Below are 15049 nucleotides of genomic sequence, written 5' to 3'. Positions count from 1 at the left end.
GTAGCGCGGTGTAACGAATCTCGCGAGGAACGAGCGAATGAGGCACCCGCGTCATCGCCAACCGAGCCACCGTCGCGGGTGCGCCGTAGGCTTACCACGCGCTACAAAACCACTGAAATCAACCGATGGCACCTACCGTAGCGCGGTGTAACGAATCTCGCGAGGAACGAGCGAATGAGGCACCCGCGTCATCGCCAACCGAGCCACCGTCGCGGGTGCGCCGCAGGCTTACCACGCGCTACAAAACCACTGAAATCAACCGATGGCACCTACCGTAGCGCGGTGTAACGAATCTCGCGAGGAACGAGCGAATGAGGCACCCGCGTCATCGCCAACCGAGCCACCGTCGCGGGTGCGCCGCAGGCTTACCACGCGCTACAAAACCACTGAAATCAACCGATGGCACCTACCGTAGCGCGGTGTAACGAATCTCGCGAGGAACGAGCGAATGAGGCACCCGCGTCATCGCCAACCGAGCCACCGTCGCGGGTGCGCCGTAGGCTTACCACGCGCTACAAAACCACTGAAATCAACCAGTGGCTCCTGCCGTAGCGCGGTGTAACGAATCTCGCGAGGAACGAGCGAGTGAGGCACCCGCGTCATCGCTAACCGAGCCACCATCGCGGGTGCGCCGTAGGCTTACCACGCGCTACAAAACCCCTTGAATCAACCGATAGCAACTACCGTAGCGCGGTGTAACGAATCTCGCGAGGAACGAGCGAATGAGGCACCCGCGATGGGTGTGCCATGCACGATAAAATGGTGCAGCTTCCTTGTGTGAATAAGCTCAACTAAAAAAGCCGCTACAGTGTGAACTGAGCGGCTCCATATACTTACATTGATACCCGTGAATCTTACACGTCATAACCTGCTTCGCGGGCGAGCGTGGTGTTGGCTTTCAGCCAGCCTTCAATATGCCCACAATCAAAGGTGCGGCCATGCATACGGAACGCCTGCACGGTTTTACCTTCCTGCATCAAGCGGTCGATGGCATCTGTTAGCTGGATTTCATTACCCGCACCAGGCGGCTGGTCGCGCAGCAGCTCCATGATGCGATATGGCAGCACATAGCGGCCAATAACCGAAAGCCGTGAAGGCGCTTCCTCAGGCGTCGGCTTTTCTACAACACCGCGCATATTTGCACTCTCACCGGCGGCAGGCTCGTCGCAATCAACAATGCCATAACGGTAAACGTCTTCCTGGGGCACCGCTTCCACCATGATTTGCGAAGCGTTATTTGTATTCCAACGCTCTACCATGCTCCCCAGGTCACAGGCCGTATTGCCAACTTGTGGCTTCACCAGCACATCCGGAAGAATGACCGCAAATGGCTCGTCTTTATCTAACAGGTGCGCGGCACAGAAAATCGCATGACCCAAGCCTTTGGCATTAGGCTGACGAACGCTAGTCACCTTGAGCTTTTTAGGGGAAATCGCGGAAAGCGTCTCTAGCAACGCATCCTTACCCTTACTGGCCAGTGAATGCTCAAGCTCAAAGTGGGCATCAAAATGGTCTTCAATGGCTGATTTACCAGCCCGAGTCACCAAAATGATTTCATTGATACCCGCCGCCAGCGCTTCTTCCACCACGTGTTGAATGAGTGGGCGATCCACAACGGGTACCATTTCCTTCGGGATCGCCTTGCTGATGGGCAGCAGACGTGTGCCGAAACCGGCTACCGGAATAATCGCTTTACGCACTTGGGTCATCATTAACGTCCTTTCTGTTGCGGGTGCGCTGTAGGCTTACCACGCACTACAAAACCGCTCTATTGGTTGCCATTGGCTATTTTAACATTATGTCTTCAAAACGCCGGAAAGCAGCGTGGTGGCACTCTCAATTAACTCATCCAAGTGCTGTGGGCCTTTGAAACTTTCAGCGTACACTTTATAGAGCGATTCAGTACCACTGGGGCGGGCAGCAAACCAGCCATTTTCGGTAGTCACCTTCAAACCACCGATAGCCTCTCCGTTACCAGGCGCATTAACCAACACAGCGGTAATCGGGTCACCGGCTAGCGTGGTTTCCGTAACACTATCAGCGCTAAGCTTCTTAAAGGCCGCTTTTTCTTCTGCTGTACAGGCAGTATCTACACGCTTGTAGAATGGCTCACCAAAGCGCTCGGTTAAAGAACGGTAGTATTCACTGGGTGTTTTCCCAGTGACCGCGGTAATTTCAGCCGCTAACAAGCAAAGCGCAATGCCGTCTTTATCGGTAGACCAAGCATTACCATCGCGCGTTAATAGGCTCGCTCCGGCGCTCTCTTCACCACCAAAGGCAAGCCAGCCATCGTGCAGCCCTTCAACAAACCACTTAAAGCCAACCGGCACTTCAAACAGTTCACGCTGATGGGAAGCGACAATCCGATCAATCATCGAAGAGGACACCAGCGTCTTACCGATATTGAGCGTTTCCGCCCACTCAGGTCGATGACCAATCAAATAATCCACGCACACCGCTAGAAAGTGATTCGGATTCATTAACCCATTAGCATCCACAATGCCGTGGCGATCAGCGTCAGGGTCGTTGCCAAAGGCGAGATCAAAGCGGTCTTTGATCTTTAACAGGTTAGCCATGGCATCAGGACTAGAGCAATCCATGCGAATCTTGCCGTCATGATCCAACGGCATAAAACCGAAGCTGGCATCTACCGACGTATTGACCACCTCAAGATTCAAACCATAATGCTCGGCCACCGCCTGCCATACGGGCAGCGCTGTTCCGCCCATGGGATCAACACCAAGAGTGAGATTAGCGTTTTGGATAGCGGTCATGTCCACCACGCTGCCCAACTGAGCCACATAGTGAGCAGTGAAATCGTACTCTTGAGCACATGCTAACGCCTGCTCTAACGGTACCGGAGAAATATCACATAGCTGGCGTAGCAAATAGGCATTCGCGCGAAGCTCAATCCATTTTGTTGCTTCAGTATCAGCAGGCCCACCGTGGAAGGGATTGTACTTAATGCCACCATCTTCCGGCGGATTATGGGATGGGGTAATAATCAAACCATCAGCTAACGCAACGTCTGGCAGAGCCTGATCTTGAGGATGCTGTTGTTGAGGACGATTGTGCTGCAGTATCGCACGGCTGATCAGGGGCGTAGCGGTAACACCATGGTCTTTTTCAATGAATACGGGCACTTTATTAGCGGCCAGCACCCGCAAAGCACACTCCCATGCGGGCTTTGAAAGCGCATGGGTATCGAAGCCAAGGAACATAGGGCCTTGATAGCCTGCCTCAGAGCGGTAATCAACCACCGCTTGAGTAATCGCAAAAATGTGTGCCGCGTTAAAGGTGCGATCTGTGGCACGTCCTCGATGCCCCGATGTACCAAATGCGACACGCTCTTTTGCTATTGAAGCATCTGGGGTTTCATCAAAAAACGCTTTAACGATGGCATCCATTCTACTTGCTCCCTTATTAACATTTGGCTGGTCCACACGCGCCTGCCAAAACCTTATTGCACGCTGCAGATTACCGATTTCACAGGCGTCTTTTGCGGCCTGTTGCGCCATATTAGCAGTCGCGGCTGGATTATTAAGTAGCTGCTCAATGGCAGACTGCCAAGCTTCAGGTGAATCCTCTACCAATAGCCCATTAATGCCATGGCTAATCACGTCAGTATACGGATAACGGTTAGAATAGACGCCTACGCCGCCCATCGCAGCAATATCCAGAAATTTAATAAATGACTTGCCCTGATTAAAGGGTGTGTTTAGCAACGGTGCCAAACCAATGTGCAGCTGGCACCTAGATTGATAACTGCGAAAAGCGTGCCAAGGTAGCGGGTCAGGCGCCAAAACATTGGGTAACTCCGCCAGAGCTTTGGGAGTGTACTTGCCTAACATCAGCTCAAGTTGTGTATCGGAGCGCGTTTGTTGAAGCGCCTTCAAGGCAGGGGCAATGTGCATCAAGTCATTCAGATGCGCCCGAGTACCGTGAAAACCGATTCGCCACGGCGTTGAGGATGAAGGCGGTAGTTCAAAGTGCCCCCTCTCTGGCAGCGTAGCGATAAGAGGCGGCGTTAACACTGAAACGCAGCGGTGATAAGGACGAAAACGCTCGGCTAACCCATCACTGCAAGCAATCACCTCATCACTTAATGCTAAAAAGCGGGGTTGAAGCTTAGCAATACGCGCCATGCGTTTTCGATAAGCGGGCGGCAGTGTGGGATCGTGGGCGGCTGCCTCGATATCATCATCAATTAGGTAACCGATATAACCAAATGCTTGGCGATGACGCTCTAACCAACGCAGCCAACTCAGCGGTAACGAGCGGCATAACAACACATTTGCGCCAGCATAATGGCGTAAAAAAGAGCGTCCATAACGCCAAGCCGCACCAAAAGAGCGCGAAGTAACAGCGCGCTCAATCGTTGCCCCCTGACGTCGCAGCGCCGGAGCTGCTGATTCGAGAAAGTAGATATCTTCAGTCGGCAGGCCACCATCACTAAGAACGACCCAACGCGTGTGGTTACTACTCACTCTAGCCCTCACTTGAGAGAAAAATCTTCATGCACAAGCGTTAAATTGGGATTGTAAGCAGGGTCACTGTCCAGATGATTACCCCAGGTACGGCGCATGTAAGCAACTTCGCTTAGCCAGCGGGCACGCTTGGTAGGCGTATCATCGGCACCGCGAGAGATAGATTCATGGTGGTAAAGTTCAGCAAACGGAGACCACAAGTTGCGGTAGCCTGCTTGTCTAACCTTCAAGCACAAATCAACGTCGTTATAGGCAACGCTTAATTTCTTTTCGTTTAAACCGCCCACGTTATTGAACACGTTTTTACGCAGCAGCAAGCACGCCGCAGTCACCGCAGATAAATTCTGAACCAACTTCAACCGTCCCGTGTAACCGTCACTCTCACGGGGGAAGAAACGATGCGCATGGCCTGCAACGTCCCCCAAACCAAGTATTACACCGCCATGTTGCAGCATACCGTTTGGGTAATAGAGTTTGGCTCCGACACAGCCAATTTCAGAACGACAGGCTTGGCTTACCATTTCGGTTAGCCAGTGTTCATTTACCGGCTCTACATCATTATTGACCAAACCAATGATGCTGCCATGGGACTGCGCAGCGCCAAAATTATTGATCGCTGAGTAGTTAAACGGATGATTCCAACGCAATACACGGACACGCGGGTCGCGCTTTGCCACGTCATCCATGTACGCCATGGTTTCTGGGCAGTCGCTCTGGTTATCCAGAATCAGCAGCTCAAAATGAGTGTAAGCAGTGCGTTCTAAAATGGCATCCACACAAGGCCGCAAAATATCAACACCATTGCGGGTTGGCACCAACAAGCTCACTAGCGGCGCTGGGTTGGGTATTGGCCACTCAATCCGCACTGAGCTCTCCAATAACCCTGGATGCACCACCGCTTTTGCGCTAGCTACTTGCTGCTTCAATACGCTGCTAACCAGCGAAATAGCATCCTGCTGGTGAAGCGGATGAGGAAAGTCTTCGCTACGGTGATACAACATAGCAGGCAAATGACACACCGACTTTTCGTTGCCGTGAGTCACTTTCCACATCATAAAGGTGAGCGCCAGCGCATAATCAACCGCAGCCCGACTGGTCAGGTGAGACAGCAGATCCGTCTGCTCAGACTCCAGCTGCCAAAGCAACCGCCGCTTATACAACGCTATGCGGCCAATGTAGTTAGTCGAAAGCAACAAATCCGGGTTCCAGCCCGGCTTAAAGTTGGGCTTGCAACGCTTGCCATCAGCTCCTAGCACGTCTTCATCCGTGTAGAAAAGCTGCGCGTCAGGGTGATCGTTCCACGCTTTCGCCAACTGGCATAAGGCTTCTTTCGCTAACTGATCGCCCCAGCTAATCCGCATGACCCCATCGCCCTGGGTTTGAATAAACCCTTGGTGGTCTAACTTTGCCAAGGTGCGATGATAACTATGGATCAAGTTGATACGGCTAGTCGTAGGAATATAGCGCTCTAACGCTTTCCGCTGTGTATCGGTGATCTCAGCGGAAAGCACAATAAAGACTTCCCAAAAAAAGTAACTTTGTGCTTTTAAGGAATTAATTGTGGCAATGAAAGGCGCTTCCCCCTGCTCTAAATCACTCAGCGTCACTGGCATGATGATTGAGAACAGGGGCGCTGATTTCAGGCCCGCAATAATCGACTGAGGATCTTCAACAGCCTCTTTCTCGGTTGTATTTACCCACCGTGAATAGTCTTCAGACACATGCTGTTTTGCGTGGGTTTGGTTATATTCTTCCAGAGCGATACTGCGCCAGCTACGTGCTTGGGCAACCGACTCCGTGTGGAGATAACGCACCACGTCACGCGTTCTCATCCCCTTATAACTGGCGTGATTATTGATCAAACGGCGCGCTAAGCGGCTTTGGGCAAACCAAGGCGTTAGCCACACCCATTCCACCGCCAAGTGGGCCAAGGCCGCTTCGCTGGCCAAAAAAGAGAACGCGATTTTTTTTACGCCTCGCGGTACCCAAAGAATCCGCTTAGTCGTTTTACCTGGGCGCAACGACACCGACGTTTCGATAATGCCTTTGTGGGTATAGAGAAGAATCGTGGCAGCGCCATAAGCATCTGCCCCTAACCCATCCAACTCCAGCATATTCCAGCCAGGAAGTGGCTTTTCTCCATCACAAACACAGTAGGTACTTGCCTTTACTGGTGTATTAACATTTGCTGCAGCTTCACTTTTAAAGACAGGCGCATCTACTACGCGAATACTGGGATTACGCCGCCAGAATGGGGGCACACTGCTGTGCCTCCCAATGGCAGCCATCATTTCTTTTAAACTGACAATATGCTGCCTCATCGCCATCCTTAACCCATTCCGTTACCAAGGCAACACTCACACAAGTAGGCTGCTGGCAGTCTGTTCCCAACGCAGCAGCCCCAAGGCTTGAAGGTAGTCATCTGATGCGATGATACGCTTTTCATGAACGTCTTCAAACGCCTTCTCATCCAGCTGTGCACACTTTTGGTGAATCACCTCATCCAAACTATGGGTAACCGTCGGTATCTGCACTACAAAACGAGCATTGGTCTGAGTCGCCAGATACGCGGGAGCGACCGCTTTAACCAACTCAGGGTCAACACTCCCCGCGCTATGCACAAACACAATGCGCTGAAACACTCGGCATAAATAATTAAACATGGAGTAACTAGAGGAAGAGCCGAATATCAGACACGTGCCCGACATTAACGCCTCAGGATACTCAATCACCAGTAATCGGCCAAAGTTAGGCAAGCCATTATCGTAGGTCTTGTAACGAGAATGACTAAAAGAAATCAGTACATCAACATTAGACGTTTGCTTCGGGGTTAGCTTATTACCAAGATCGCCGCCCATGGCCTTATTTTTATAGCGGTCTTTTTTAAACAGCGCCGCACAGGCTTTCTTTTCCACACCTAGCTTTACCGCTAGGGCAATCGTTGCGGCCAACGCCCCATGATGGGTCCAGTGAGTATCCGTAGGAATAAACGCTCCATCGCCCAGGGCTTTCAGTTCCTTAACAGGATAAACCACACCAGCAGAAGCAGTTAAGCTAAGCACTTGGTGCATAGGGCCGGAAGCGCCCTCTTCCCGTGGGTGATAACTTGCCCCCATCACACTCTCTTTAGAAGGGGCTACCAATAATGCCCAGGGCACGTTACCAGCAGCATTTTCAAGCTGATGAAGATAATCATCCCAGCCTTTTATACCGGCTTTAGTAAGACGCATGCGCCCCATAAATTGGTCAACGCTACCGTTAGTGTCGTTATCTAAAAACAGCCAACCCTGCTTACCTTGCAACACTTTCAGTTGCTCTGCGGCTTCGACATCCCGCGTATCAACCGTAACGTCTTGCAGTAGCCAGCGTGCATCCTCAAGCGCCAGCCATAACCGGAAGCTACCCAGCTTGGGTGGTACAGTAAAACGAAAACCACACACGCGTTGGGGGTGACCTTCAGCCGGCACTGCAAAAATATTTTTGATAACGTCCGGGCGATCAACGTCCAGAGGATGGCACAGCTCAAAGGCAGACTGCCATTCCGCCACAATACGCACTTGTGAATGCATTTCGGCCAGACTTGCTGGCAGTAGCAACCACCCTTGCACAACCCGCCCTGAAGGTTGAAAGCGTGAACCGCGCTGTTCAGAAGGGTAATCCAACGCCCAACGATCAACAGGAGAGTGCCCATTCGCGGTAGTGGAAGACCACTCTTTCAAACGGCGTTTCAGCCACCGGGTTAAATCCGAACCAGAAGAAGGCTGAGCGGGAGATATTTTATTGGCTTGCTCGTTTATCTCCGAGCCACTCCTGACCTGCTTTTTATCAGCAAGTTGCTGCAACCATTTCATTTGTTTTTTGACCTTAGGCGCGAGTTCAGCGGCCAAATGACACGCGGCATCGTTGCGGTCATGGCGCATAAAATAGTCGCGCTGCTTTTGATAATTAGGCGTAGCCGCACTGCCCCGTTTAGCTTTGCCTAGTACAAATTCTTCTACTGACTTTACCAAATAGTGATTAATACGCGCCCCGTCCCAAACAACGTTTCCGCTTAGTCCAAATCGCTGCTTGCCTTGCTTATCCTTACGCGGCACCAACGGTTGGCCAAGACTATTCACGTAACAGCCTCGTTTTAAACGGGCAAAGTGCGGATTATCGAAACGCTCTACATAGTGCGGGCGAACCACACTTTTAATATGATGATTAGGCCCGAATTCTTGGTTGGCGCGCTGGGTAAAACGTTCAATAACTAACCCATCATCGCGGAATTTTGCTCCATTGGAACCAAAACAGGCCCAATTCAAGCCTAGCGCACCAACGTCAGGCGAAACAAAGCGCTCTTCTAACCACGCCAATAGCGTTAGCCCTTCAAGATCTGGTAATAAATACTCGTCAGCATCAATAAAAGCAACTAAATCTATGTTTTTAGGACATTTTTCTAAAAGCGACTGGTAGGCAGGCAGTTGAGGAGGCGTCTCACCTGTTGGCACTGAGATCAGTGTTACTAAGCCCTGATCAGCGAGTACCGATAAAAATTCTTTGGTGCCATCAGTGCTCTCATTATCAGCCATCAAAAAATGGCTGGCCCCCACCGCAAGATGGAACGCCAGCCACTCAACCAAGCTGTCTAGTTCATTTTTAACAATGGCAGCAATCGCAAGCTTCAAATAAAACCCCTCATCATTCGAGACTACATACAAAATTCATCGCACTGCGTGAGTGCGTAAGCGTTAGCCAATGCTACGCGCAGCTCAACAGCGCTAAAGCACGCTTGCGCACGATGACGAGCAGATTGCCCTAACTGTCTGCACTGAGCAGGATCATTCGCCAACATCGCCACCTGTTGGGCAGCAACCGATGAGTCGCCAAATGGCACCAATATGCCAGTGTTAACATCGCCATTTTTAGCAGCAACGACCAGCTCGCTCAAAGCGCCCCAATCATAGGCTACAACAGGCCTAGCAGCGGCCATCGCTTCTAGTACAGTACGCCCAAAAGACTCCTGGAAGCGGGATAGGTTCACCACTATATCCAACTGAGCCAGAGCCGCTTCAGGATGTTCCACATAGCCTGCAAAACGCATATTACTGGGTGCTTTTCCCTGAGCTTGGCGGCGAAGCAGATCATCAATAGCAGGCGTTTGCGCACCAAACAGCACCACCTCAACGAGGGGAGACAAGGCCTGTAGATGCCTCGCCATTTGCTCTACATCCTTCAGACCTTTTTTAGCCACGTTGCTACTTAACATGCCCACGCGAACGCCTGCCTGCGGTACGAAGTTCACCTCTGGCAAGGTAAGCAACGGCAGCATATCGATGGTATTCGGCACAATAGCAAGGCGTTTGGGTGAACCAAACAATGCAAACGCCTCGGCCACACACTGGGAGTTCGCCACGACAATATCTGCTAGCTTATGCACGTGGCTCACTAACTCATCGGGCGTCGCTCCCAGAAGGTCACATAAGCTCTCGTCGAAAGCAGGCAGTTCACGCACATGCACAAGGGAAGGAATGCCCGCCCGCTTTGCCGCAAGGTATGGCTCATGCAGCACCGCCGTATTACCATGCAGTGCCTTGACGTTGTAGCGAGATAGTAGCGCTTCAAACTGTGCCACTGTTGTTTCGTTGGCTTGTTTTCCCACCTGCCACCAACCATAGGGCATCACCACCAATGCTTTACAACGCTTCAGCAGCGCCTGTTCGTAGGCCACGTTGTTGGCTTCTGGTAGCGTCACCACCACATTCCAACGCAATTCGCCCATCGCATCCAGCACATCTAGCAGGCTGCGTTCCGCACCAAACAGCGTACTGCCCGCTTGATGAGCACAAAGCATCACGGTAGGCCGGTTTGCAAAGGCTTTCTCACCTTGCCATTCGGGCAGTGGCTGATAACCCTTTGCCTGCCCCACACTTAGAAAATGAGCCAGCGGATTAAGGTTAGTTTCTCCCACTTCTGGATAACGGCGCACATAACCAGAGGTCGAAAAACCTGGGCCAGGATCACGCCCTTCGCTTGCCCCGCTTTCCACGTAGTGGTTTAACGGTTCAACGGGCGTCTGCTGCAAATCTATATAGCGGGTAAGGTACCAACCCGCATCCAACAGGCCAGATTCACTAATCAGCTCAAACTCACTAGGCGGAGGGTTGGGAGGTGCCGTGTCTCTAAGCATTCCTGCCGGGGCCGTAAACAACCGCTCAGCGGGTGCAATAGGCATATTCAGGCCCTGTTTCAGCCCCTGTGCCGACCGATGCCAACGCGCTGCCGCCTGCATATAACGAAAGCGGTTGCCGGTGAACTGGCTTACTAAGTGAGACGAGGCATGCTGACTTAACGAACCACCATCGGCGAGCCCAAAGGAAAGTGGTACGCCTGGCAGCACGTCACTAACGCTGCCCGCACCGAAAGCGGCCTCGACCCGCCAGCGCCATTCAGTATCCGCATTGACCTTGACACCATCCCAATAGCCTAGGGCTTCAAATACCTCACGACGAAACATCAACGACGACATGTTTGGATACACCCAACCGAACTCATCCAATCGCCAACGGTGGAACATAAGTTCAGGAGTGACCCGTACCCAGTGAGACAAACACGCTTTTATAGCGGACTGCCCGATTAACGCCTGGCATTGCAGGGCTAGCTTTTGAGGATGCGACCAGTCATCGCTATCGTGGGTAGTAATAAATGGAGCAGTGGCCGCCGCCATACCCGTATTACGGGCAGCGTAAGCCCCCTGGTTTTGGGAATGACGCAGCACCACCAGTTCTATATGGGGCGGTACACTGGCCTGAAGCTGTTCTACCTTGGCAACGCTGCTATCGGGGCTAGCATCGTCCACCACGATAATTTCCAAGCGCACATCACGCTGACAAAACAGGCTGGTAAGTGCCATTGTGATAGTGCGCTCCGCGTTATACAGCGGAATAATGACACTAACAAAGGGGGAGTCGTGAAGGGTGAAGGGTGAATCGTGAGTGGTGAGGGGTGAGGGGTGAAGAATAGCCCCACTAGCGCGTGATAAGTCTCCACCAAAGTCAGTACTGGAATAGTCAGGCGCAAGATTATTCAAATGCAGCGGCTGCTCAGGGTCAGCCAACGCAAGCGGCTGCAATCCCTGAGCTTGAAAACAGCGATTAATCACCGCCAGCCACTCTGATTCAAGGTCTGGATCGGGCGTTAAGCTTAGCCGCTCTTTCGATAAGCTGAGCGCATTTGCCCTGGCCAACGTGGTATCTGCTTGGTGTGGGTAATACATTTCTAAAAACGCTAACGCTTCAGCTAACGCGTTATCGCACTGAGAGGCATGGTCAGCCTGCTGGCAGCAAGCGTCTACCACCAGCAACGCCGGGCCAGGAAAACCGAAGCTCGGCAGTTTTCCTTCGGATAGCAAAACCTCTAATACGGCTGACCAGTTCGCTTGCCAGGCATACCACCGAGCGAGCTCCCAACGAGCGGACAAGCGTTCAACTGTCGTCGCATTGTTAGCGGTTAGTAAGCGTTGCAAGCGTGGCAAAACAACGGCTTCAGCCCCTCGCCATAACGCATGCCCCCAGCCAATGGCTTGGTTGCGGCATGCCAAACGCCCTTCTGCTTTGCCATGGTGCTGGTAATGCTCCCATGGGTCGATACCGGCAGCCGCCACATCGGTGTAAGTAGCCAAATACCACTGAGCATCAAAGACTTCCGCATCAAAACCGCTTTCAGTAGCGTTGGTTGCATTCTGATGAGCAACGCGTCGCCACTTATTTAATAAGGACTTGGCTAACAAGGACTTGGTCAGAAAAGAGAGCATGGCAACCTATTATAAAAACACACTAAGCTTAATCGCTGCCAAACAGATCACGGGTATACACTTTATCCGCCACATCCTGCAGCTCATCCACCATGCGGTTCGCCAAAATCACATCGGCTTTTTGTTTAAACGCATCGAAATCACGCATCACTTTAGAATTGAAAAATTCATCGGCATCAAGAGCCGGCTCATAGACCACCACTTCAATGCCCCTGGCTTTTAGGCGTTTCATCACACCTTGCATAGCGCTGGCGCGGAAATTATCAGAGCCAGTTTTCATAATCAGCCGGTACACACCCACCACTTCTGGGTTACGACGCATAACGGATTTTGCGATGAAATCCTTGCGAGTGCGGTTTGCCTCAACGATGGCCTGAATCATGTTGCTAGGCACGTCTTGATAATTGGCCAGCAGCTGCTTGGTATCTTTAGGCAGACAATAGCCGCCGTAACCAAAACTTGGGTTGTTGTAGTGCTTACCAATACGCGGGTCTAAGCCTACGCCTTCAATAATCTGCTTGGCATTCAACCCATGCGTTTCTGCGTAGGTATCTAGCTCATTAAAGTAAGCCACGCGCATCGCCAAGTAGGTATTAGCAAACAACTTGATGGCTTCGGCTTCGGTACTGTTGGTCAGCAGTACATCAATATCCTGTTTGATCGCGCCCTGCTTCAGCATCTCGGCGAAGACCGCTGCACGCTCAGAACGTTCACCAATGATAATCCGCGATGGATAGAGGTTATCGTGAAGCGCCTTTCCTTCACGCAAAAACTCAGGAGAAAAAAGCAGGTTTTGGGTATTAAAACGCTCGGAAGCTTCGGTGGTGTAACCTACCGGCACGGTAGATTTAATCACCATCACCGCATCCGGGTTAATGCGCATTACCTGAGTAATCACTGCCTCAACACTTTGGGTATTGAAGCAGTTGGTTTCTGGATCGTAATCGGTCGGCGTAGCGATAATGACGAACTCCGCCTGTTTATAGGCGGCTTCAGCATCCAAAGTAGCCGTAAAGTGCAAGTCTTCCCTCTTTAGAAACGCTGAAACCTCAGCGTCTTCAATCGGAGAGACACGGTTATTTAGCTTTTCAACTTTCTCAGGCACGATATCAACGGCCACCACCTCGTGGTGCTGTGCCAATAACATCGCGTTTGAAAGGCCCACGTAGCCCGTGCCAGCGACTGCAATTTTCATCTATCCTCACCCAAAGTCATTACACACGATGCCAGATTATTGATTAATCACGCTTATTTACCAAGCGATTAGGTTAGATAGAAGGTAATGCTTTGGCAATATGCTCGGCGCACCATTTGGCTAGCTTTGCATCACCAGCTTCTACCATCACACGAATCAGCGGCTCAGTGCCGGACTTGCGTAACAGCACACGGCCATTGGCAGCGAGCTTTTCTTCTGCCTCAGTAAGCGCTTGCTGAACCTGTGCACTTTCGAGAGGGTCTTCATTTTTACTGGCTTTAAAGCGCACGTTAACCAACACTTGGGGTAATTTGTTCATGCCCTTCTTAGCCATATGAAGCGTAGTGCCCTGGTTTAGCAATGACGTCAGCACGCGTAGCGAAGCAATTACCGCGTCACCTGTAGAGGCATGATCAAGACTCAGCAAATGACCAGAACCCTCCCCTCCTAAGCGCCATCCCGTACTTTTCAGCTGCTCCATGACATAGCGGTCACCTACTTTGGCGCGCACAAACGGCACGTCAATCGTAGCCAATGCTTGCTCAAGCCCCAAATTGCTCATCTGGGTGCCAACAATACCGCCTGTGTAGCCCGCAGCTTTGGCATCTTTCGCCAGCAAAAACAGCAGCTCATCACCATCAACGACCGCTCCGGTGTGGTCAACCATCATCAGGCGGTCGGCATCGCCATCCAATGCGATACCAAGATCGGCTTCGTTCTCTAACACCGCAGTACATAGGCTGCGCATAGAGGTCGCGCCACAGTTCGCATTAATGTTTACCCCGTTGGGCTGGTCATGAATGCTAATAACGTCAGCACCTAACTCTTTGTAAACAGCCGGCGCAACTTTGTAGCCAGCGCCATTCGCGCTATCCACTACAATTTTCAGCCCGCTTAAGCTTAATGTACTAGGCAGCACAGCTTTGCAGTATTCGATATAACGGCCAGCAGCATCGTCTACACGGCGCGCTTTACCTAATGCTTCTGAACTTACACACTCCATACCGCCTTCCAGAGCGATATGCAGCTTATTTTCAATCTCCTGCTCTTGAGCATCGGTCAGCTTGTAGCCACCCTGCCCAAATATTTTGATACCGTTGTCGTCAAAAGGGTTATGAGAAGCACTGATGACCACCCCCGCATCTGCGCGGAAGGTAGAGGTGAGGTAGGCCACCCCAGGCGTAGGCAGCGGCCCGACCAGCGCCACGTTGACCCCCGCCGCCGAAAAGCCCGCTTCCAACGCAGACTCCAGCATGTAGCCACTTGCTCGGGTATCTTTGCCGATCAACACTTCTTTAATACCTTCTGCCCCCAGCACTTTGCCAGCGGCCCAACCCAGCTTCATTGCAAAGTCCGGGGTCATGGGGAATTCGCCAACACGGCCACGAACGCCATCGGTGCCAAAATATTTACGCATGTTAAAACCTGAATAGTGAGTGGTGAATAATGAAAAGTGAATGGTGAGCACCCCCGCGGGTGCGCTGACGCTTACGCCGCGCTACAAAACCTGTTTATTCAATACGTTTGTAGCGCGGTGTAACGAATCTCGCGAGGAACGAGCGAATGAGGCACCCG

At 51.8% G+C, this 15049-nt stretch carries 7 protein-coding genes; all 7 read right to left on the bottom strand.

Annotated features, from left to right (window positions below):
• Positions 1-854: 854 nt before the first annotated feature.
• Complete coding sequence (locus L1X57_RS12065; RefSeq protein ID WP_009721834.1) at positions 855-1709, bottom strand: UTP--glucose-1-phosphate uridylyltransferase; 855 nt, start codon at positions 1707-1709, stop codon at positions 855-857.
• A gap of 87 nt (positions 1710-1796) precedes the next feature.
• Positions 1797-3443 carry a phosphoglucomutase (alpha-D-glucose-1,6-bisphosphate-dependent) gene (gene pgm / locus L1X57_RS12060; protein WP_409559423.1) on the bottom strand — a complete coding sequence of 549 codons (1647 nt, stop codon included), beginning with the start codon at positions 3441-3443 and terminating at the stop codon, positions 1797-1799.
• A gap of 1052 nt (positions 3444-4495) precedes the next feature.
• Positions 4496-6808 carry a glycosyltransferase family 2 protein gene (locus L1X57_RS12055; RefSeq protein ID WP_009721832.1) on the bottom strand — a complete coding sequence of 771 codons (2313 nt, stop codon included), beginning with the start codon at positions 6806-6808 and terminating at the stop codon, positions 4496-4498.
• 36 nt (positions 6809-6844) lie between these two features.
• Positions 6845-9154 carry a glycosyltransferase family 2 protein gene (locus tag L1X57_RS12050; protein ID WP_234667738.1) on the bottom strand — a complete coding sequence of 770 codons (2310 nt, stop codon included), beginning with the start codon at positions 9152-9154 and terminating at the stop codon, positions 6845-6847.
• A 23-nt stretch (positions 9155-9177) separates the two neighbouring features.
• On the bottom strand, positions 9178-12279 hold the full coding sequence (locus L1X57_RS12045) for a glycosyltransferase (protein ID WP_234667736.1): 3102 nt from the start codon (positions 12277-12279) through the stop codon (positions 9178-9180).
• Between the two features lie 28 nt (positions 12280-12307).
• Positions 12308-13474 (bottom strand): nucleotide sugar dehydrogenase, encoded by a 1167-nt coding sequence (locus L1X57_RS12040; protein WP_009721829.1) that lies wholly within the window; start codon positions 13472-13474, stop codon positions 12308-12310.
• Positions 13475-13547: 73 nt separating this feature from the next.
• Positions 13548-14891, bottom strand: coding sequence for a phosphoglucosamine mutase (glmM, locus tag L1X57_RS12035; protein WP_009721828.1), 1344 nt, complete (start codon positions 14889-14891; stop codon positions 13548-13550).
• Between the last annotated feature and the right edge of the window lie 158 nt (positions 14892-15049).

Source organism: Halomonas sp. TD01, from assembly GCF_923868895.1.
Lineage (GTDB): Bacteria > Pseudomonadota > Gammaproteobacteria > Pseudomonadales > Halomonadaceae > Vreelandella.
This window is presented reverse-complemented; position numbering and strand designations above follow the sequence as displayed.

What these genes read in the sequence shown, in the direction of transcription:
- L1X57_RS12065 (WP_009721834.1), bottom strand. Translation starts at nt 1,709, where the DNA reads ATGACCCAAGTGCGTAAAGCGATTATTCCGGTAGCCGGTTTCGGCACA.
- L1X57_RS12055 (WP_009721832.1), bottom strand. Translation starts at nt 6,808, where the DNA reads ATGAGGCAGCATATTGTCAGTTTAAAAGAAATGATGGCTGCCATTGGG.
- L1X57_RS12045 (WP_234667736.1), bottom strand. Translation starts at nt 12,279, where the DNA reads ATGCTCTCTTTTCTGACCAAGTCCTTGTTAGCCAAGTCCTTATTAAAT.
- L1X57_RS12040 (WP_009721829.1), bottom strand. Translation starts at nt 13,474, where the DNA reads ATGAAAATTGCAGTCGCTGGCACGGGCTACGTGGGCCTTTCAAACGCG.
- glmM (WP_009721828.1), bottom strand. Translation starts at nt 14,891, where the DNA reads ATGCGTAAATATTTTGGCACCGATGGCGTTCGTGGCCGTGTTGGCGAA.